This window comes from Achromobacter sp. D10, assembly GCF_035282245.1.
In the GTDB taxonomy this organism is placed as follows: domain Bacteria; phylum Pseudomonadota; class Gammaproteobacteria; order Burkholderiales; family Burkholderiaceae_B; genus Achromobacter; species Achromobacter insolitus.
In genome coordinates, this window is record NZ_JAYJLE010000018.1 from 49741 (window position 1) to 68637 (window position 18897).

The following is an 18897-nucleotide window of genomic DNA, read 5'->3' on the forward strand; positions in this document are numbered from 1 at the left end:
CATGTCCGCGCTCCCCCATTCCTCGCCGCCTGCGGCGCCGCCAGAGCTGCATATCGCCAGCATGGTGGTGCACGCCGCGCCGCGCCGCTTGCCCGACGTCCGCCAGGCGATCCTCTCGATCTCCGGTGCGGAAATCCATGGCGCTTCCGACTCCGGGAAACTGGTGGTCACCCTCGAAGCGCCCTCCACCGACGACATGATGGCCCGGATCTCGGAGATCCAGCGCCTGGATGGCGTGCTCGCTTCGGCGCTGGTCTACCAGCACGCCGACTCGCTGGACGCGATGAACGAGGAGATTGACGATGGCAATGGCTCGTAGAGATTTCATCAAGCAATCCGCCGCGGCCGCGGCCGCCACCGTGGCCGGCATCCCCATCGTCGGTTATACGCAGAACATCGTCACCGAGTCCGAGGCCGCCAAGCTCAAATGGTCCAAGGCTCCCTGTAGGTTCTGCGGGACCGGCTGCGGCGTGAACGTTGCCGTAAAGGACAACCAGGTCGTGGCCACGCACGGCGACTTCAACGCCGAAGTCAACAAAGGCCTGAATTGCGTCAAGGGCTACTTCCTGTCCAAGATCATGTATGGCAACGACCGGCTGACCACGCCGCTGCTGCGCATGAAGGACGGCAAGTACGCCAAGGACGGCGAATTCGCGCCCGTATCCTGGGACCAGGCCTTCGACGTCATGGCCGAACAGTTCAAGCGGGTGCTGAAGGACAAGGGACCCGAAGCCGTGGGCATGTTCGGATCGGGCCAATGGACCGTCTGGGAAGGCTATGCCGCGCTCAAGCTCATGAAGGCGGGCTTTCGCAGCAACAACCTGGACCCCAACGCGCGCCACTGCATGGCCTCGGCCGCGGTGGGCTTCATGCGCACCTTCGGCGCCGACGAACCCATGGGTTGCTACGACGACATCGAGAACGCCGATGCCTTCGTGTTGTGGGGCTCCAACATGGCGGAGATGCACCCCATTCTGTGGACCCGCGTAACCGACCGGCGGCTGTCGGCGCCCAAGACCCGAGTGGTGGTGCTGTCCACCTTCGAGCACCGGTCTTACGAACTGGCCGACATCGCGCTGACTTTCACGCCGCAGACGGACCTGGCGATCCTGAACTACATCGCCAACCACATCATCCAGACCAAACGCGTGAACCGGGAGTTCGTGGACAAGCACACGACTTTCCGCGAAGGCAATGCCGACATCGGCTACGGATTGCGGCCGGACCATCCCTTGCAGAAGGCCGCCAAGAACGCGGGCGATGCCGGCGGCTCCAAGCCCATTACCTTCGACGATTTCGCCAAGTTCGTCTCCAAGTACGACCTGGACTACACCGCCAAGCTGAGCGGCCTGCCCAAGAAGCAGCTGGAAGAGCTGGCCGAACTCTATGCCGACCCGAAGGTGCGCGTCACCTCCTTCTGGACCATGGGCTTTAACCAGCACACCCGCGGCGTGTGGGCCAACAACATGGTCTACAACATCCACCTGCTGACGGGAAAGATCTCCACGCCGGGCAACAGTCCGTTCTCCCTGACTGGCCAACCCTCCGCCTGTGGCACCGCGCGCGAAGTGGGCACGTTTTCGCATCGCCTGCCCGCCGACCTGGTGGTGACCAATCCGAAGCACCGCGCGCACGCGGAGGAAATCTGGCAGTTGCCCGACGGCACTATTCCCAGCAAGGTGGGCGCGCATGCGGTCCTGCAGAACCGCATGCTCAAGGACGGCAAGATCAACGCCTACTGGGTGATGGTCAACAACAACATGCAGGCCGCCGCCAACCTGATGAACGAAGGCCTGCCCGGCTACCGCAACCCCGACAACTTCATTGTGGTGTCGGATGCCTACCCCACCGTCACCACCATATCGGCCGACCTGATCCTGCCGGCGGCCATGTGGGTTGAAAAGGAAGGCGCCTACGGCAACGCCGAACGCCGTACCCAGTTCTGGCACCAGTTGGTCAATGCGCCCGGCGACGCCCGCTCCGATCTGTGGCAGCTCATGGAGTTTTCCAAGCGCTTCAAGGTGGAGGAAGTCTGGCCCGCCGACCTCCTGGCCAAGAAGCCCGAGTACCGCGGCAAGACACTGTTCGATGTGCTGTTCGCCAATGGCAAGGTCAACCGCTATCCCAACACCGAGCGCGACAAGGACTACGCCAACCAGGAATCCGAGGCTTTCGGCTTCTATGCGCAGAAGGGGCTGTTCGAGGAATACGCCGAATTCGGACGCGGCCATGGCCACGACCTGGCGCCGTTCGACACCTACCATGAAGTGCGCGGCCTGCGCTGGCCGGTGGTCAAGGGCAAGGAGACCCTGTGGCGCTACCGCGAAGGCAGCGACCCCTACGTGAAGCCGGGCGCCGGTTTCGAGTTCTACGGCAACCCGGATGGGCGCGCGGTGATCTATGCCCTGCCCTATGAGCCGCCCGCGGAATCGCCGGACAAGGAATATCCGTTCTGGCTGTCGACCGGGCGCGTGCTGGAGCACTGGCACTCCGGCTCGATGACGCGACGGGTTCCGGAACTGTACCGGGCCTTTCCCAACGCAGTCTGTTTCATGCACCCCGACGACGCCCAGGAAATGGGCCTGCGGCGCGGCGTCGAGGTGGAGGTCGTGTCGCGGCGCGGCAAGATGCGCACGCGCCTGGAGACGCGCGGACGCGACAAGCCGCCGCGCGGCCTGGTCTTCGTGCCCTGGTTCGACGCCGGCCAACTGATCAACAAGGTCACGTTGGACGCCACCGATCCCATCTCGTTCCAGACCGACTTCAAGAAGTGCGCGGTCAAGATCGTCAAGGTCTGAACGGTGAACCGGAGACAGCCATGAACATACGCGCCTTGACTCTCGCGACATGCGTCCTCCTCGGTTCCGCCGCCTGGGCGGCGCCGCCGCTGGAGATCGAAGACCCCATGCGCGGCCCCACCCCGGTCGCGCAGGAGACGGATCCGCCGCTCATCAGCCCGGTGGAAAACAAGGACATCAGGCGGATGCGCACGTACTCCATGCAGCCGCCCACCATTCCGCACAAGATCGACGGATATCAGGTCGACAAGGACTTCAACCGCTGCCTCGCTTGCCACGCGCGCGTGAATACCGAGGAAACCCAGGCGCCGCCCCTGAGCGTGACCCATTACATGGACCGCGACAGCAACGTGCTGGCCGAAGTCTCTCCGCGCCGCTACTTCTGTGTGCAATGCCATGTGCCGCAGACGGAGGCCAAGCCGCTCGTGTCCAATACCTACCAGGACATCGACGTGATCCTCAAGCGCCTGACCGCCCCGGCGCCCGCCAAGAAGTAAGCGACCGGAGGCAGCCATGCTCGGACTCATCAAGCGCTACTGGAACATCATCCGACGGCCCAGCGTGCATTTCAGCCTGGGCTTCCTGACCGTCGGCGGATTCATCGGCGGCATCCTGTTCTGGGGCGCCTTCAACACGGCCATGGAACTCACCAACACCGAGAAGTTCTGCACCGGCTGCCACGAAATGCGCGACAACGTGTATGCCGAGCTCAAAGGCACCATCCACTTCACCAACCGTTCCGGCGTGCGGGCCCTGTGCTCGGACTGCCATGTGCCGCACAATTGGACAGACAAGATCGCGCGCAAGATGCAGGCATCCAAGGAAGTCTGGGGCAAGATCTTCGGCACCATCGACACGCGCGAGAAGTTCGTGGACAAGCGCCTGGAGCTGGCGCAGCACGAATGGGCCCGCTTCAAGGCCAACGACTCGCTCGAATGCCGCAACTGCCACAATTATGAGTACATGGACTTCACGCGCCAGAGCCCGCGCGCGCAGAACATGCACTCCACCTATCTGGCGGACAAGAGCAAGACCTGCATCGACTGCCACAAGGGCATAGCGCACAAGCTGCCCAACATGGGCCCGGGCCCGACTTCCATGGCGCCCCTGCCCACGGGCCCTGGCACGGAAGTGGCGCATGCGGCCCGCTGACGCGCCGCCTCCCCTGCTTTGCGCGCGCGGCCTGACCAGCCGCCGCGGATACTCCGCGCCCGTGGATTTCGAGCTGTATGGCGGCCAGCTGCTGCATGTGCGCGGCGCCAACGGCAGCGGCAAGACCAGCCTGTTGCGGATGCTGGCGGGTCTGCTGCGTCCCCTGGCCGGCAGCGTGCTGTGGCGCGGCGACGATGCGCGCCGCGATCCCGCCGGCTACCGCGCCTGCATGGCCTACCTGGGACACGGCAACGGCTTGTGCGGCGAACTGAGCGCCTCCGAGAACCTGCGTTACGCCCTGCACGTCGCGGGCACGCCGCAGGCGGAAACTCGTTTATTGGACACCTTGCGCGCATGGCGCCTGGAATCCTGCGCCGACATGCCCGCCCTGCGCCTGTCCCAGGGACAAGGCCGGCGGCTGGCGCTGGCGGCGGTCGTCCTTGGCGCCAAGCCGCTGTGGCTACTGGATGAACCCGACGCCGGCCTGGACGCGGCCAGCCTGGAGCTGCTGCGCCTGGCGCTGGAAGCCCACCTGGCGGCCGGCGGCGCGGCGGTGCTCGCCTCGCACCGCGAACCCTCCTCCCAGGCGGCGCACACCCAAACCCTGAACATGGATGACTACGCGGATGCTGGCTACGCTGTCGCAGTTGGCATTGCGTGAAATCCGACTGGCCTGGAGACGGCCCGCGGACACCTTGGGCGCCACCCTGTTCTTCATCGTGGCCGGCACGCTGTTCCCGCTGGCGGTGGGCCCCGACCCTGCGCTGCTGCTGGCCATCGGGCCGGGCGTGCTGTGGGTCTGCGCCCTGTTGGGGATCCTGCTGACGCTGAACCGGCCTTTCGCGCAGGACTATGACAATGGCGCGCTGGAACAATTGCTGGTGTCGCCGCATCCGCTGCCTTTGCTGGTTGGGGCGAAGCTCGCGGCGCACTGGTTCAGCAGTTGCCTCCCGTTGATCCTGGCCAGCCCCGTGCTGGCCCTGCAATTCGGCCTGGCGCCGCAGGCCATCGGCATACTCGTGCTGTCACTGCTGCTGGGGACACCGACGCTGGCGCTGGTGGGCGGGCTGGGCGCCGCGCTGACACTGGGCCTGCGCGGCGGCGCGCTGCTACCGCTGCTGGTGCTGCCCTTGTATGTGCCTGTGCTGATCTTCGGCGCGGGCGCGGTATCCGCTACGCACGTGGGGATGGGTGCAGGCCCGCAATTGTCGCTGCTGGGCGCCTGCCTGTGCCTGGCCATCCTGCTGTGTCCCTGGAGCGCCTCGGCGGCGCTGCGCGTGGCGCTGGACTGAGGACGCCATGCACGAGCACCCTGCCCTGGACTCCTATCCCTCCGCCGCGCCGGGCGCGGGCTGGCTGCGTTACGCCTCGCCCGCCACGTTCTACCCGCTGGCCGGCCGCATGATCCCATGGCTGGCGCTTGCCGCCGGGCTGTTCGCGGCCGCGGGCCTGTACGTAGGCCTGGCGGTCGCGCCCACCGATAGCCAACAGGGAGAGGTCTACCGCATCCTGTTCATCCACGTCGGCGCGGCGTGGATGTCGATGTTCCTGTACCTGGTCATGGCGCTGTACGCCGCACTGGGGCTGATCTTCAATACCCGCCTGTCGTTCATGATGATGCGGGCGCTGGCCCCCACTGGCGCGCTCTTCACATTCCTGACCCTGTGGACCGGAGCGCTGTGGGGCAAACCTACCTGGGGCGCCTGGTGGGTGTGGGACGCCAGGCTGACGTCCGAACTGATCCTGCTGTTCCTCTACCTCGGCTTCCTGGCCTTGCAGGCCGCGGCCGACGACGACACGCAGCGGGCCGACCGGGGCGGTGCCATCCTGGTGCTGGCGGGCGTGATCAACGTACCCATCATCTATTTCTCTGTGCGCTGGTGGAGCACCCTGCACCAGGGCGCTTCGATCAACCTCACCACCGCGCCCAGCATGGCGCGCATCATGGTTGCCGCCATGCTGTTGATGGTGGCGGCATTCTGGTGCTACAGCGCGGCGGCGGCGCTGGCGCGCGTGCGCGGCATCATCGCCGAACGCGAACCGGCCGCCCTGCGCGCGGGCCGGGCGCAGAGGGAGACGCCATGAGCTGGGAAGCCCTGTTTTCCCTGCAAGGCCACAGCCCCTATCTATTGGGCGCCTATGGCGTGACGCTGGTCCTGATCGGCCTGGAGGCCCTGGTGCTCTGGCGCCGCAGCCGCGCGCGGCGCGCGCTGCGGGATCCCGCCAGACGCGCGGACAGGACGGCGCCATGAGCCCGCGCAAACGCCGCGCGCTGGCCATCCTGGGCGGGCTGGGCCTGCTGGCCGCCGCCGCGGCGCTGGTGCTCAACGCCCTGCAGTCCAACCTGGTGTTCTTCTTCAGTCCCACGCAAGTGCTGGCCAAGGAAGCGCCCGCCAGCGGCAGTTTCCGCGTCGGCGGCCTGGTAGAACAAGGTTCGCTGCGCCGCGAGGCCGACGGCCTGACGTTGCGCTTCGTGGTGACGGACACGGCGCATACCGTGCCGGTGACATACCAGGGCCTGCTGCCCGACCTGTTCCGTGAAGGAAAAGGCGTGGTCGTGGCCGGCAAGCTGGGACCGGACGGCGTGTTCCGCGCAACCGAAGTGCTGGCCAAGCACGACGAAAACTACATGCCGCCCGAAGCCGCCGATGCGCTCAAGCGTGCGGGCGCGGAACCGAGCGCCATGCGCGCGGAGGCGCAATGATTCCCGAGATCGGCCTGTTCAGCCTGATCCTGGCGCTGCTGGTGGCGCTGGCGCAGGGCGTGTTGCCGCTGCTGGGCGCGGCCACCGGTTGGCAAGCGGGCCTGCGGCTGGCGCGGCCCGCCGCGTACGGCCAGTTCGGCCTGACCACCGTGGCCATCGGCTGCCTGGCCTGGTCGTTCGTGGACAACGACTTCTCCGTGCTGTACGTGGCCGCCAACTCGCATGCCGACCTGCCGGCCGCCTACCGCTTCGCGGCGGTCTGGGGAGGCCATGAAGGGTCGCTGCTGCTGTGGCTGTACCTGTTGACTGCCTGGACCCTGGCCGTGGCGCTGTGCAGCCGCCGCCTGCCCCTCCCCTTCGTCGGCCGCGTGCTCGCGGTAATGGGCTGGATCAGCGTGGGCTTCCTGCTGTTCCTGCTGTTCCTGTCCAACCCCTTCGAACGCCTGATGCCGCCAGCCATGGCGGGCCGCGACCTCAACCCGCTGTTGCAGGACCCGGGCATGATCGTGCACCCGCCCATGCTGTACATGGGCTACGTCGGTTTCTCCGTGGCCTTCGCCTTCGCCATCGCGGCGCTTCTGTCGGGCGAGCTCGACGCCATGTGGGCGCGCTGGGTGCGCCCCTGGACGCTGGCGGCCTGGACCTTCCTGACCGTCGGCATCCTGCTGGGAAGCGCCTGGGCGTACTACGTGCTGGGCTGGGGCGGCTGGTGGTTCTGGGACCCGGTGGAGAATGCGTCCTTCATGCCGTGGCTGGCGGGCACCGCGCTGATCCACTCCCTGATCGTGACCGAGCGCCGCGGCGCCTTCCGCAGCTGGACGGTGCTGCTGGCCATCTGCACTTTCTCGCTCAGCATCCTGGGAACCTTCCTGGTGCGATCGGGCGTGCTGACCTCCGTCCATGCCTTCGCGGTGGACCCGGGCCGCGGCCTGTACATACTGGGGTTCATGCTGGTGACCGTGGGCGGGTCGCTGGCCCTGTACGCCTGGCGCGCGCCCACGGTGGGACTGGGGGGAGGCTTTTCGCTGCTGTCGCGTGAATCGCTGCTGCTGTCGAACAACGTGGTGCTTACCGTGGCGGCGGGTTCGGTCTTGCTGGGCACGCTTTATCCGGTGGTGCTGGACGTACTGGAGTGGGGCAAGATCTCCATCGGCCCGCCCTATTTCGAAGCCGTGTTCGTTCCGCTGATGACGCCCGCGATCTTCCTGATGGGCATCGGGCCGGTGGCGCGCTGGAAGCTGGCCGAACTGCCCGACCTGGGCCGCAGGCTGCGCATTGCCTTCGCGGTCAGCGTTGCGACAGCCGTGCTGCTGCCACTGGCCATGCCGGGCCCCGCGCGCCTGGGCTCGCCCATGGTGATGCTGGGCTTGTGGCTGGCAGCCTGGTCGGTCGCCAGCGCCGCAGCGCATGCCTGGCAACGGCTGACGGATGGCGACGGCCAGTGGCTGCGCCGGCTGGGCCGCCAGCCGCGCTCCTGGTACGGCATGCTGCTGGCACACGCGGGCGTGGGCATCTTCATCGCCGGGGTCACGCTGGCCAATGGCTACGAGGTCAAGCAAGAGCTGAAGATCGACATCGGCGCCACCCGGGAGGCGGGTGGCTACGCGTTCACCTTCGCCAGCATCGGTCCGGCCACCGGCCCCAATTACAGCACCCAGCGCGCCGTGTTCCCGGTGACCCGCGACGGCAAGCCCGTGGTCACGCTATACCCGGAAAAGCGCCTTTATGCCGTGCAGGACATGGCGCTGAGCCAGGCGGACATCGACAGCGGCTTCACGCGCGACCTGTTCGTGGCGCTGGGCGACCCCGTGGGCGATAGCGCCTGGACGGTGCGCCTGCAGGTCAAGCCCTTCATGACCTGGATCTGGACGGGCTGCATCCTGATGGCGCTGGGCGGTCTACTGGCGGCCGGCGACAAGCGTTACCGCCGCGTCCAGGAGCCAGCCCGCGCGCCGCAACCGGCCATGCCCGGCGCCGCGCGCGCGGCCTCTCGGGAGGGCATCTGATGCTGCGCTATCTCGTGCCGCTGGCCGCGTTTCTGGCCATGGCCGTGTTCCTGGCGATGGGCCTGTCGCGCGATCCGCGCGCGGTTCCCTCGGCCATGATAGACAAGCCTGCCCCCGCCATCGGCCTGCCCGTGCTGCTGGCGCCCGGCAAGAAACTGGACGTGCAATCGTTGCGCGGCCAGGTCTGGCTGCTGAATGTTTGGGCGTCCTGGTGCGGCCCATGCAAAGATGAGCTGCCCGTGCTGCGTGAAGCCGCGCAGCGCCACGGCATCCCCCTGTATGGCTTGAACTACAAGGACAAGCCGGAGGAAGCGGAAGCCTGGCTTGCGCGTAACGGCAACCCCTACATCGCATCGGCCAGCGACCTCGACGGCCGCGTCGGCATCGAATATGGCGTGTACGGGGTGCCCGAAACCTTCGTCATCGACCGCGACGGCCGCATCCGCTACAAGCAACTGGGCCTGATCACGCCCGAGATCTGGCGCGACCGAATCCAACCCGCCATCGAGGCGCTGCAATGAGGCGCCTGCGCTCGCCGCTTGACGGCCTGCTACGGGCCGGGTTCCGCGGCCCGTTGCTGACATTGGCGGCGGCGTGGGTGCTGGCGCTGGCGCTCGCCCTGCCCGGCGGCGCCCGCGCCCAGGTACACGCGTCCGCCCCCCAAGCGCTACCGCCGGTCCTTGAACAGCGCGCCGACAAGTTGGCCCACGGACTGCGCTGCCTGGTGTGCCAGAACCAGACCCTGGCTGAATCCAACGCGCCGCTGGCCCAGGACATGCGCAAATTGATCCGCGACCAGTTGGCAGCGGGCCGCAGCGACGCGCAGATCATGCGCTTTTTCGAAGACCGCTACGGCGACTTCGTGCGCTACGACCCGCCCTTCAAACCCATTACCTGGCTGCTGTGGCTGGGGCCGTTCGCGCTGCTGGCGCTGGGCTTCGTCACATTGGTGCGCACCTTGAAGCGCCGCGCCGGCGCCCGTGCGCCCTTGACTGCGGACGAACGCGAACGCGCGGCGCGTTTCCTGGATACCGGCTCATGACCACTCTCTGGCTCATCGTGGTGTGCCTGTTGCTGGCGACCCTGCTCTGCCTGATCCCCCCCTTGCTGCGCCGCGCTCCCGCCGCGGAACCCGCATCCGACGCCAATGTTCGCGCCTTCTATCTCGCGCAGCGCGAACAGCTGCAACGCGATATGGGCAATGGCAGCCTCAGCGCCGCGGCGCGAGCTCGCGCCGAGGAAGAACTGCAGCGCGACCTGCTGCAGGACCTGGAACGGCGGCGCACCCGCAGCGCGCCCTGGGCCGGGCAGCGCGCAGGCGTAGCGGCCGCCTGCCTGCTGACCGTGCTCATCCCCGTCGCGGCCGTGCTGCTGTATGGCCAGTTGGGCAATCCTCGCGCGGCGGCCGTCGCCGGCGCGGGCCAGCCCGCCGAACCGCATGCGTCCGAAACCGGCAATGACATGACGCTGGCCATTAACGCGCTGGCGCAGCGGCTGCGCGCGGCGCCCGATGACGCGGATGGCTGGTATATGTTGGCGCGTTCGTATGAAACCCTGGGACGCTACGCGGACGCGGTAGCGGCCTACCAACAGGTGCTGCGCCTCGTGCCGGGGCAACCGGCCGTGCTGGCCGATCTGGCCGACGCGCTGCTTTCGGCCAACCAAGGCAACCCCGACGACGCCTCCATCGCGGCGGTGGCGCAGGCGCTGACCGCGCAGCCGGACCAGCCCAAGGCGCTGGCCTTGGCCGGCATGATGGCGCTGCGTCGCGGCGACGCAGCAGAGGCGCTGGCGCATTGGGAGCGCCTGCGCACGCAACTACCGCCGGACTCGGAAGCGGCGCGCCAGATCCAGTCCAACATCGCGCAGGCGCGCGCCATGGCGGCCGCGCCCGCCGGAACTGCCGCGGCAACCACCGCCCCGGCTGCTGTCGAGACGCCCACCGCCCATACAGCGCCCCCGCCAGCCGCAGCCGCGGCTGCCGCGCGCCTCAGCGGACGCGCCCGCATCGCGGACACGCTGCGCGACCGCGTCCAGCCCTCCGACACCGTGTTCATCCTGGCGCGTCCCGAACAAGGTTCGCGGATGCCGTTGGCCATCCTGCGCCTGCAAGTCTCAGACCTGCCGCGCGATTTCGTGCTGGACGACAGCAACGCCATGTCCCCCGACGCAACCTTGTCGCGGGCCGGCAAGGTGCTGGTGGAAATCCGCGTCAGCCGATCCGGCACGGCCGCCGCCCGGCCAGGCGACCTGGGCGGCACGCTGCCGGCCGTCGGCATTCCTGCCGACGGGCTGGAGCTGGTGGCCGATACCGTCGTGCCGTAAGGGCCGAATCAGACCCGCTCGATCCGCGCGGGCAAGCCTTGGCGCACCGCCGCGCCGGAAACCCAATCGATCCAGACGTTGGCGTGTTCGCCGCGCGAGGCGTCGCCGAATCCCAGGTCGTTCAGGTTTACGCCCGCTGCCAGCCCCGGATCGTGCGGCATGGGCGTGCCATCCACGACGTGGGCGCGCGCGCCCAGTTCGGTGTGGCCGTAACCGTGCTCGATGCCCACTGCGCCAGGCTGGATGCCGTCGCGCAGCAAAGCCAGGCCGGTCACCGCGCCGCCCGGTGTCACGATGCGCACGGCATCCCCGTTGCGGATGCCCAGGCGCTCGCCGTCCTGCCGGTTGATCGATACCGGATTGTGCGGGTGCACCTGGCGCAGGCGATTCACGCCGATAGACATCGAGCTCATCAGGTTGGACTTGAAGGAGCTGAGCAGGAAGGGCCAATCCTGCCGCGTGTATTGCGCCCGCATATCCCGGCCGTCCGCCAGTCGCGTCGGATACCAGGTCGGACAGCCGCTATAGCGTTCGCCCGTCATGGAATGGCGGAAACCCGCCAGCTCTTCGCTCCAGATGTGCAGCGGCTTGGCGTAGGCGGCGCGCGTCTGCCGCGCCCCGCCTTCGGCTACCCAGGCGTCCTCCATCTTGTCGAAGCGCCCGCCGCGGCTCATCAGCATGGCGACCTGACGCCATTCGCCCGGCTTGAGCTTCTGCTGCAACAGCGCGCTGTAGCGGTCCACCCCAGTCAGGGCCATGTCGTCGTCGCTGGCCTCGGGCACCGGTTTGCCCGCCGCAAAGGCGATATTGGCCATGCCGCGCAGAAAGAAATCCTCCGGCGTGTCCAACGCGTACTTGGCGCCGTCCTTGTCCGAGATGGCCCCAGCGCCAAAGCCCGGCATATCCAGCCGCTTGGCACAGGCAATCAGGAAGGTCTCCAGGCAGACCGGTTCGTCCGTGGCGGTGCGCGCCACGCGCGGTTGCACGGCGGGCCAGCGCACGGTGGAGGCCTTGGCAATCACGTCCGCCCAGGGCGCCGACATGCCCCAGCTTTCGTACGTCACCGTGTCCGGCACGATGTAGTCGGCCAGCGCATTGGTTTCGTTGATGAACGGGTTGATCGACACCGACAGCGGCAACAGGCGCGGATCTTTCATCTTGTCGATGATGACGCTCTTCAGCCCGGCTATGCCGTAGATCGGGTTGCTCATGTGGTTGAACCAGACCTTGGCGCGGTACGGATAGCCTGCCAGCGCGGACGCCAGCATTTCCGAGCTGAGCCCGCCGGTGGCCGGATACCACGGCGCAGCGGCCGGGTAGACGGGCTGTCCGGCGGCCTTCTTGCGCTTGAACTCGCTGGACTTCTCGTACGGAAAGCGGTTGCGCGACAAGCCCACGCCCTTGGGCGTGGCGCGGTTGGCGAAGCCGGCGATGTTGTAGCGCGGTCCCTGCCCGTAAGGCGGGAACGGGCCGGCATCCAGCACCAGGCCGCCTTCGACGTTGAGGTTGCCTACCAGCGTGTTCAACATGGCGATGGCGTAAGCAGTGTAGAACCCCGCGCCGCTCATCGTGCCGCCATGCGCGTCGGCCACGGCGCGCTTGCCATAGCTGGTGAAGCGCTCGGCCAGGGACGCGATCTTGGCGGCGGGCACGCCGCTCAGTTCCGCGTACTCGTCCAGCGTCTTGCGGCGCGCCTCCTCGCGCAACAACGACAGCGAACTGCGCACGCGCAGCGCCTCGGGCGCGCCGTCCATGCCCGGCGCGGCCACCGCGTCATCCACGAACAGCGCGGCGGACGCGGCGGTGGTGTGCGGCGCCAGCGTGCCATCTTCCAGACGCACTACATACACGTCTTCCCACTTGTCGCCGGCATCTGCCGGACGCGGCCAACCCAGGTCCGAGCCGCGCAGGAAACTGCCCAGGCGCGCATGGCCGGGCTCGGCCACCACCAGATGGGTCGCGTTGGTCCAGGCCGCCTCGCCCGCCGCCTTCATGGCGTTGGGGCCGGGTTGCGCCAGCGCGCGGGCGTCGTAGCGTTCGTTGTCCAGGATCCAGCGGATCAGCCCCATGGCCAGGCCCAAGTCGCCAGCCGGGTTGACGGCCACCCACTCGTTGCCCGATCCGGCCGACAGGCTGGACGAAGCCGGCAGCATGGGCGACACCACCACATAGGTAAAGCCGGTCTCTTCGGGCCGCACGCGGGCCTCGGCCAACTGCCGGGCCTGGCGCTGGAACGGGTTGCCGGCCTGCGCCGGCGCCGCCCCGATGAACAGGCCGAAGCGCGCATTGTCCCAATCGGGTTTGCCGTGGGGCATGCCCTTCAGGTCGCCCAGCGCGGCGCCCGCGCCCACGCGGAAACTCTGGCCGCAATAGGAGCCGTGGTTGCTGAAGTTGACCGTGCCAAAGGATTGGCCGGCAAAGCGCTGGATGAGCGGCGTACGCCCTTCGTTGGACGCGTCCGTGAAGAGAAACTGGTTGACCTTGGCGCCGTACTCGGGATTCTGCGGATCCAGCGGCGTCTCGCGATCGAAGATGGCGCGCAGGCCGTCCACATGGCCTTCGCCGAACAGGTCGCCGCCTTCGCAGACTTCCTGCACCAGCTGTTCGAACGAGATGGTCTGCCACTTGCCCTCGCCGCGCTTGCCCACCCGCTTTAGCGGCTGCAACACGCGGAAGGGGCTGTGCATCTGCTCCAGCATGGCGGACCCGCGCGCGCACGAGGTGGCGCGCCCTTCCAGGCCATTGTCGCCGCCCAATTGTGCGTAGACGTCGCGCACCGGCGTGTCCATGGCGGCGGGCCGGGTCGTGGCCAGTGGATGGTAGGGGTTGCCCGCCACGCGCAGAATGCGGTTTTCCTTCGTGTCCACGCGCAGGCGCACGCCGCATTGGGTCCAGCAGCCCAGGCAACTGGAGGGGCTGACGACCTGGCCTGGCTGAGCGGTAAGCACCCCGCTCACGGGGTCGATGCGGAACTCCGGCGTCAGCGAGTTGCCGCGCACCGCATGCGCGGTGGGCACGCCGGCCGTGCCTTGGGCCAGGCCCTTGACCGCGCGCGCCACGGTTTCGCCGTAGCCCGCCGCGAAGGCCGCCATGCCGCCAGCGACCACGCCGCCGCGCACCATCAGTTTGCGCCGCGCCTCGTCGCGCGGCAGGTCCGGTGATCCGTCCGGCGGGGCGCCGCGCTTATCGTCTTCGTGTTGCTTGTCCATTGCGTTTATTCCATGTTCTTTGATCTGCCGGCGGCGTTCAGGCCGCCAATCCCCGAGTGCGAGCCGGGAACCGCTCCAGGGCGTAGGTCACGGCGGCCATCAAGGCCACGCACAAGCCCAGCACCCCGACCATGCCGAGCAGACCGTCGCTGCCCCAAGGCATGTCATACAGATAGAGGCCCGCGCCGTACTTGGGCACGCCCTGCACGCTCATGAAGACGACCCAACGAAAAATCCAGGCGGCCGCCAGCATGGTCAGCGCCAGTGCGCCCGAAGGCAGCGGCGCAGACAACGTGCGGGCAGGACGCTGTAACAACGCGATCATGCAAAAGCCCGTCGCGACGGCCCCCGCCAGGCTGACGCGCCAGATCGGGAATTCCGCGAACAGGCGCAGCGCGGCGTCAAACGAGGGATCCAGGCCCAGCATGCCCAACAGCGCCCACGCGCCGGCGCCAAGCACCATCATCACCACCGCGGTCACGCTGAGACTGCGCAACAATTCCACAGGCATGGCCTGCGTGCCGCCACGCAGCCAGCGGCCCACCAGGAACATGGCGCCAAGCGCGCCCAGCCAGGCGGTCAGCGCGAAGTTCACGGGCAGGAACACGGTGTGCCACAAGGGCCGCGAGCGCAGCACCATGACTTCGGCGCCGGTGTAGACCAGGATGGACAGCGCCGACACCGCCAGCGCCATTCCCAGCACACGCACCCAGCCGATGCGGCCCCACCACCAGGCGGCGCAGAACAGCAACGCCAGGGTCACGAACACCGGCAGCAGCAAAGCGCCCAGCCACATCCACGACCAGGGTGTGAAATGCGCGTAGAAATGCCAGAAGCGGCCCGGCTGGTGCAGGTCCGCCAGCAAAGACACGGGCGCGGCAATGGCGCTGACCAGCAGCACCGTCACCGCCGCGGGCAACAGGCGGCGCGCGGGGGAACCCGCGCTGCCGAAGGCCGCGAAGGCGGCGGTCAGCGCGGTGGTGGCGCTGATGCCGATGAGGAAGAAATACTGCACGGCCCAAGGCAGCCAGGCGGCGTCGTAGACCGGCGTCAACAATTCAGAGATCTGCATGCTCATCCCCTTCGATGGCTCAATGGCCGCCAGCCAGCCGCACGCCGGCCTGGCCGTCGACCTGATGGACGAACGCATCGGGCAGGCCGATGTAATAGACGTGGGGATCGGTCTTCATCTCGGGCTTGAGCACCTTGATGTCTTCCTTGTGCTCGACCAGCAACCGGGAGATGGCGCTGTCCGGATCGTTCAGGTCGCCGATGACGCGCGCGCCGCCCACGCAGCTTTCCACGCAGGCGGGCAGCAACCCCGCTTCCAGGCGGTGCTCGCAGAACGTGCATTTGTCGGCCGTCTGAGTTTCGTGGTTGATGAAGCGGGCGTCGTAGGGGCAGGCCTGCACGCAATAGGCGCAGCCCACGCAGCGTTCGTTGTCGACCAGCACGATGCCGTCTTCCCGCTGGAAGGTCGCCTGCACCGGGCAGACCGGCACGCAAGGCGGGTTGTCGCAGTGATTGCACAGGCGCGGCAGCATCACCATCGACGCCGGTCCTCCGGCGTCGGGCACGACTTCGTATTGCAGGACGGTGGTGCGGAACTGTCCGATGGGCGGCAGGTTCTCCATGGAACAGCTGACCGTACAGGACTGGCAGCCTATGCATTTGCGCATATCCACGACCATGCCGTAGCGCTTGCCTGCCATTCCAGGACGGCGCGGCGGCTGGCCGTTCATGCCGGTGGCCTCCGCGCGGATGGGAATCACGGTGGCCGCGGCCCCCAACCCCAATAAGCCCTTCAAAAAGCCTCGTTTACCCGGTAGCGGCGGTTCCGGGGGGCTGGCGGGGGTGCTCATAGTGCTTCTCCAAGCGTTAATTCTGTTACGGGAATTAACTTATCACTTGGAGTTATATAGAGGCTTGATAAGTATCAAACCGGGGACGGGTTGCCGTCAATAATCGCCGCCAACGTCCGCGGCGGCTCAATCGGTGAGCGTCAGCGCCCTGCTCCAGGCCGCCAGCTTGCGTTCGAATGACGCCGCCGCATGCGCCGGGCTGGTCGACGGCAGGTCCACGTATTCCAGCGGCACGGCGAGTCCGGGCAGCACGTGGCGGCGGTACAGCGCCGCGGCCTTGGCGCCATTGAAGCAGACTCGCACAATGGCCGGGTGGCGTTCCAGGAACGCGGCGAAATCGTTGGCGACCAGGGTGTCGCCACGGATGTCGGCATCCAGGCTGCCGGGACGTTCGCAGGCCTGCAGCACGTCCCACAAGGCAATGCGGGCAGCCTGCAAGGCCTGCAGACGCTGCTCGTAATCCAGGCCGGGATCGAAGCCGAAGACGCTCGCCGCGATAGGCCAGAAGGCGTTGCGCGGATGCGCGTAATAACGGCCCTGCCTGAGCGATGCCACGCCGGGCATCGAACCCAGCACCAGCACGCGCGCGCCAGCCCCCGCCACCGGGGCGAACCCCTGTACCTGATCGTTGTTGCCGCCCGCCTGGGCTGTATGCATACCGTCTTCCATGTCCGAAGGATACGCCAGCCGCAAGTTCCGCCCCCACTGTCCGATGCATGGAACAGTGCTTATCAATGCCAGGGACTACCGCCGAAGGGGTTGCGCCCTTATCTTCTTAGTTATGACGAACGGCCCCGCTGGGGCCGCGCAACAGGAAATACGACCATGAAGAAGATCCTCGGATTGCATGCCAGCCCCCGTCCCCACTGGGTGGGCGACGGCTTCCCGGTGCGCTCCATGTTCTCCTATAACGACAAAGGCAAGAACACCAGCCCGTTCCTGCTGCTGGACTACGCAGGCCCTGCACAGTTCGAGCCGGCCGAACATCCGCGCGGCGTCGGGCAGCATCCGCACCGCGGCTTTGAAACCGTGACCATCGTCTACAGCGGCGAAGTCGAGCACCGCGATTCCACCGGCAACGGCGGCGTCATCGGTCCCGGCGACGTGCAATGGATGACGGCGGCCTCGGGCATCCTGCATGAGGAATTCCATTCCCACGAATTCACCCGCAAGGGCGGAGAGCTGGAAATGGTGCAGCTCTGGGTCAACCTGCCTGCCAAGGACAAGATGGCGCCGGCCGGCTACCAGGGCATCCTCAACGCGGACATCCCGGCGGTGGATTTGCCGGACGGCGCGGGCACGCTGCGCGTCATCGCGGGCAACTATGCGGGCCATGCGGGGCCGGCGCGCACCTTCACGCCGATGGACGTGTGGGACGTGAAGCTGGCCGCCGGCAAGTCGGCGACCTTCCCCGTCGCCGAAGGCCGCAATAGCATGTTGGTGGTGCTGCGCGGCACCGTGCTGGTCAACGGCGAAACCGTGGCCCGCGACGCACAGCTGGCGCTGTTTTCCCTGGAAGGCGAGGACATCACCGTCGAAGCCAACAACGACGCGATGTTCCTGGTGCTCAGCGGCGAGCCCATCAACGAACCGGTGGTCGGCTACGGCCCCTTTGTGATGAACTCGCAGGCGGAAATCGTCGAAGCCATCCAGGACTTCAACGCCGGACGCTACGGCAAGATGCACTGACGCAACCGGACCGCCTGGTTTCCCGTCCCGCTACGGGTGGCGGGAAGCTAGGCCCGGCCCCTGCTCCTGCGGACGCCGCCGCAGGCGTCCCAGGCGCAGGCCGTCGCGGATGTTCAGTCCGATCAGCGCGAGGTTGGCGGCGCCCGCCGCCAGCTCCAGCGCCTGCACCGCATAGAACACTCCGTCAAACCGCCCCGCCTGCGCGCGCATCGCCAGGAACACCGCCGCCGGCACGAGTACCAACAGGCCGTTGGCCGCGATGAAGGGCATGCGCCCGCGCTTGGCCTGCAAGAGCGGATGTTTGCCCTTGCCGGCCATCATGAAGCCGCTCGCGGCGGTAAGCATCATGACGGGCACAAAGCCCAGCAACGCGTACGCAATGGCAAGCTTGACCTGTGCCACTGCGCCAGCCGCCAGGAACAGTTCGGACACCGCCGTCGATATCCAGAATGCTGCCAGAAACAGCAGCGTCAGAATGGCCGCGGCCGCGTGGATTCTATGTTTCATGATCTTGCTCCGATGGCGCCGGGATGTGCGCGGCCAGCAAGCCCGACAGCACCTTCCCTGCCGTTTCCAGCTCCGTCGCGCTGAAGCCGCCAGCCAGCTGCCGCGCACGCGCCTTCCAGCGCGCGTCGATGGCGCCATACACACGCTGCCCCTCATCGGTCAGCCGGTACAACGGCGAGCGCTTGTGCTGCGGGTTGGGACGAACTTCGACAAGCCGCGCCTCGGACAGCAGGTTGAGCTGCTTCTGCGCACCCTGGCGCGTCACGCCCATGGCGGCGGCGACCTGTGGCGCGCTAAGCGGCTGGCCGGCCAGCGCCAGGGCGCCCAGCATCTGCCAGCGCGCGCTGGTCAGCGCCTCGGGCGCGACGAAGGCATCGCCCCAGTCCAGCAGCGCGCCGTTCAACTGAAACAAGGTCAGGATGACCCTGGTGAGCCGTTCTTCCTTGGTCGGTTGCATAGGCGGACTCCATGGCTTTTGTTAAATTGACAACCAGTTTCCATTAATGGAAACCGGTTGTCAACATGCGCTGGAAGTGTTTTTCTGCGCTGCATGGATAGCCGCCGCAATAAGCGGATAGAACCCCCTGCGCCTGGACGGGTTTTCCACCAGTCCGCCCAGTCCGGCGCAGCTTTACTATCAGAACC

Annotated in this window: 20 protein-coding genes; 14 read left to right on the plus strand and 6 right to left on the minus strand. The window is 67.3% G+C overall.

Translation table 11 applies throughout. From position 1 onward, the window contains the following. Position 1 precedes the first annotated feature (1 nt). Genes VCS63_RS29055 through ccmI form a run of 13 tightly spaced genes read left to right on the plus strand, consistent with a single transcriptional unit; the run spans position 2 to position 10985 of the window. Entirely contained in the window at positions 2-319 is a 318-nt protein-coding gene (locus VCS63_RS29055; RefSeq protein WP_042793084.1) for a chaperone NapD, read from the plus strand. After that, positions 303-2798 (plus strand): periplasmic nitrate reductase subunit alpha, encoded by a 2496-nt coding sequence (gene napA, locus VCS63_RS29060; RefSeq protein ID WP_042793083.1) that lies wholly within the window; start codon positions 303-305, stop codon positions 2796-2798. Before VCS63_RS29055 ends, napA begins: the two co-directional genes overlap by 17 nt. Positions 2799-2818: 20 nt before the next feature. Further along, positions 2819-3295: a nitrate reductase cytochrome c-type subunit gene (locus VCS63_RS29065; protein ID WP_042793082.1), complete on the plus strand. Its 477-nt coding sequence runs from the start codon at positions 2819-2821 to the stop codon at positions 3293-3295. A gap of 16 nt (positions 3296-3311) precedes the next feature. Then, positions 3312-3950, plus strand: coding sequence for a cytochrome c3 family protein (locus VCS63_RS29070; RefSeq protein ID WP_323881850.1), 639 nt, complete (start codon positions 3312-3314; stop codon positions 3948-3950). Beyond that, positions 3937-4611, plus strand: a complete 675-nt coding sequence (gene ccmA / locus VCS63_RS29075; RefSeq protein ID WP_063642670.1) for a heme ABC exporter ATP-binding protein CcmA — start codon at positions 3937-3939, stop codon at positions 4609-4611. The genes VCS63_RS29070 and ccmA overlap by 14 nt, the downstream gene beginning before the upstream one ends. Continuing rightward, positions 4577-5242 carry a heme exporter protein CcmB gene (gene ccmB / locus VCS63_RS29080; protein ID WP_076812693.1) on the plus strand — a complete coding sequence of 222 codons (666 nt, stop codon included), beginning with the start codon at positions 4577-4579 and terminating at the stop codon, positions 5240-5242. The genes ccmA and ccmB overlap by 35 nt, the downstream gene beginning before the upstream one ends. Before the next feature lie 7 nt (positions 5243-5249). Beyond that, positions 5250-6035, plus strand: coding sequence for a heme ABC transporter permease CcmC (gene ccmC, locus VCS63_RS29085; RefSeq protein ID WP_323881852.1), 786 nt, complete (start codon positions 5250-5252; stop codon positions 6033-6035). Continuing rightward, positions 6032-6202: a heme exporter protein CcmD gene (gene ccmD / locus VCS63_RS29090; protein WP_323881854.1), complete on the plus strand. Its 171-nt coding sequence runs from the start codon at positions 6032-6034 to the stop codon at positions 6200-6202. The genes ccmC and ccmD overlap by 4 nt, the downstream gene beginning before the upstream one ends. Further along, positions 6199-6654, plus strand: a complete 456-nt coding sequence (gene ccmE, locus VCS63_RS29095) for a cytochrome c maturation protein CcmE (protein ID WP_042793076.1) — start codon at positions 6199-6201, stop codon at positions 6652-6654. Before ccmD ends, ccmE begins: the two co-directional genes overlap by 4 nt. Further along, positions 6651-8660 carry a heme lyase CcmF/NrfE family subunit gene (locus VCS63_RS29100; protein WP_323881857.1) on the plus strand — a complete coding sequence of 670 codons (2010 nt, stop codon included), beginning with the start codon at positions 6651-6653 and terminating at the stop codon, positions 8658-8660. The genes ccmE and VCS63_RS29100 overlap by 4 nt, the downstream gene beginning before the upstream one ends. After that, positions 8660-9181 carry a DsbE family thiol:disulfide interchange protein gene (locus tag VCS63_RS29105; RefSeq protein ID WP_042793074.1) on the plus strand — a complete coding sequence of 174 codons (522 nt, stop codon included), beginning with the start codon at positions 8660-8662 and terminating at the stop codon, positions 9179-9181. The genes VCS63_RS29100 and VCS63_RS29105 overlap by 1 nt, the downstream gene beginning before the upstream one ends. Next, positions 9178-9702, plus strand: a complete 525-nt coding sequence (locus VCS63_RS29110; RefSeq protein WP_323881859.1) for a cytochrome c-type biogenesis protein — start codon at positions 9178-9180, stop codon at positions 9700-9702. The genes VCS63_RS29105 and VCS63_RS29110 overlap by 4 nt, the downstream gene beginning before the upstream one ends. After that, complete coding sequence (ccmI, locus tag VCS63_RS29115; protein ID WP_323881861.1) at positions 9699-10985, plus strand: c-type cytochrome biogenesis protein CcmI; 1287 nt, start codon at positions 9699-9701, stop codon at positions 10983-10985. The genes VCS63_RS29110 and ccmI overlap by 4 nt, the downstream gene beginning before the upstream one ends. 8 nt (positions 10986-10993) lie before the next feature. On the opposite strand, the gene VCS63_RS29120 is transcribed toward ccmI, so the two are convergent. From VCS63_RS29120 to VCS63_RS29135, 4 genes are all read right to left on the minus strand, one after another. Continuing rightward, positions 10994-14194 (minus strand): tetrathionate reductase subunit A, encoded by a 3201-nt coding sequence (locus VCS63_RS29120; RefSeq protein ID WP_416379216.1) that lies wholly within the window; start codon positions 14192-14194, stop codon positions 10994-10996. Positions 14195-14231: 37 nt separating this feature from the next. Further along, positions 14232-15266, minus strand: a complete 1035-nt coding sequence (gene nrfD / locus VCS63_RS29125) for an NrfD/PsrC family molybdoenzyme membrane anchor subunit (RefSeq protein WP_063960881.1) — start codon at positions 15264-15266, stop codon at positions 14232-14234. A gap of 19 nt (positions 15267-15285) precedes the next feature. After that, positions 15286-16056 carry a sulfate reduction electron transfer complex DsrMKJOP subunit DsrO gene (gene dsrO, locus VCS63_RS29130; protein WP_082884745.1) on the minus strand — a complete coding sequence of 257 codons (771 nt, stop codon included), beginning with the start codon at positions 16054-16056 and terminating at the stop codon, positions 15286-15288. A gap of 126 nt (positions 16057-16182) precedes the next feature. After that, positions 16183-16713: a DNA-deoxyinosine glycosylase gene (locus VCS63_RS29135; RefSeq protein WP_104653385.1), complete on the minus strand. Its 531-nt coding sequence runs from the start codon at positions 16711-16713 to the stop codon at positions 16183-16185. A 168-nt stretch (positions 16714-16881) separates the two neighbouring features. On the opposite strand from VCS63_RS29135, the gene VCS63_RS29140 reads away from it, so the two are divergent. Further along, entirely contained in the window at positions 16882-17745 is an 864-nt protein-coding gene (locus VCS63_RS29140) for a pirin family protein (RefSeq protein ID WP_042793071.1), read from the plus strand. A 30-nt stretch (positions 17746-17775) separates the two neighbouring features. Here the strand turns inward: VCS63_RS29140 and VCS63_RS29145 are convergent, their stop codons facing one another. After that, positions 17776-18252 (minus strand): hypothetical protein, encoded by a 477-nt coding sequence (locus VCS63_RS29145; protein WP_042793070.1) that lies wholly within the window; start codon positions 18250-18252, stop codon positions 17776-17778. Beyond that, entirely contained in the window at positions 18242-18709 is a 468-nt protein-coding gene (locus VCS63_RS29150) for a MarR family winged helix-turn-helix transcriptional regulator (RefSeq protein ID WP_063960874.1), read from the minus strand. Before VCS63_RS29150 ends, VCS63_RS29145 begins: the two co-directional genes overlap by 11 nt. Between the last annotated feature and the right edge of the window lie 188 nt (positions 18710-18897).

Bases quoted from the DNA above. Each gene is read 5' to 3' on its own strand.
- VCS63_RS29055 (WP_042793084.1), top strand. From the start codon at position 2: ATGTCCGCGCTCCCCCATTCCTCGCCGCCTGCGGCGCCGCCAGAGCTG.
- napA (WP_042793083.1), top strand. From the start codon at position 303: ATGGCAATGGCTCGTAGAGATTTCATCAAGCAATCCGCCGCGGCCGCG.
- VCS63_RS29065 (WP_042793082.1), top strand. From the start codon at position 2,819: ATGAACATACGCGCCTTGACTCTCGCGACATGCGTCCTCCTCGGTTCC.
- VCS63_RS29070 (WP_323881850.1), top strand. From the start codon at position 3,312: ATGCTCGGACTCATCAAGCGCTACTGGAACATCATCCGACGGCCCAGC.
- ccmA (WP_063642670.1), top strand. From the start codon at position 3,937: ATGCGGCCCGCTGACGCGCCGCCTCCCCTGCTTTGCGCGCGCGGCCTG.
- ccmB (WP_076812693.1), top strand. From the start codon at position 4,577: ATGCTGGCTACGCTGTCGCAGTTGGCATTGCGTGAAATCCGACTGGCC.
- ccmC (WP_323881852.1), top strand. From the start codon at position 5,250: ATGCACGAGCACCCTGCCCTGGACTCCTATCCCTCCGCCGCGCCGGGC.
- ccmD (WP_323881854.1), top strand. From the start codon at position 6,032: ATGAGCTGGGAAGCCCTGTTTTCCCTGCAAGGCCACAGCCCCTATCTA.
- ccmE (WP_042793076.1), top strand. From the start codon at position 6,199: ATGAGCCCGCGCAAACGCCGCGCGCTGGCCATCCTGGGCGGGCTGGGC.
- VCS63_RS29100 (WP_323881857.1), top strand. From the start codon at position 6,651: ATGATTCCCGAGATCGGCCTGTTCAGCCTGATCCTGGCGCTGCTGGTG.
- VCS63_RS29105 (WP_042793074.1), top strand. From the start codon at position 8,660: ATGCTGCGCTATCTCGTGCCGCTGGCCGCGTTTCTGGCCATGGCCGTG.
- VCS63_RS29110 (WP_323881859.1), top strand. From the start codon at position 9,178: ATGAGGCGCCTGCGCTCGCCGCTTGACGGCCTGCTACGGGCCGGGTTC.
- ccmI (WP_323881861.1), top strand. From the start codon at position 9,699: ATGACCACTCTCTGGCTCATCGTGGTGTGCCTGTTGCTGGCGACCCTG.
- VCS63_RS29120 (WP_416379216.1), bottom strand. From the start codon at position 14,194: ATGGACAAGCAACACGAAGACGATAAGCGCGGCGCCCCGCCGGACGGA.
- nrfD (WP_063960881.1), bottom strand. From the start codon at position 15,266: ATGCAGATCTCTGAATTGTTGACGCCGGTCTACGACGCCGCCTGGCTG.
- dsrO (WP_082884745.1), bottom strand. From the start codon at position 16,056: ATGAGCACCCCCGCCAGCCCCCCGGAACCGCCGCTACCGGGTAAACGA.
- VCS63_RS29135 (WP_104653385.1), bottom strand. From the start codon at position 16,713: ATGCATACAGCCCAGGCGGGCGGCAACAACGATCAGGTACAGGGGTTC.
- VCS63_RS29140 (WP_042793071.1), top strand. From the start codon at position 16,882: ATGAAGAAGATCCTCGGATTGCATGCCAGCCCCCGTCCCCACTGGGTG.
- VCS63_RS29145 (WP_042793070.1), bottom strand. From the start codon at position 18,252: ATGAAACATAGAATCCACGCGGCCGCGGCCATTCTGACGCTGCTGTTT.
- VCS63_RS29150 (WP_063960874.1), bottom strand. From the start codon at position 18,709: ATGCAACCGACCAAGGAAGAACGGCTCACCAGGGTCATCCTGACCTTG.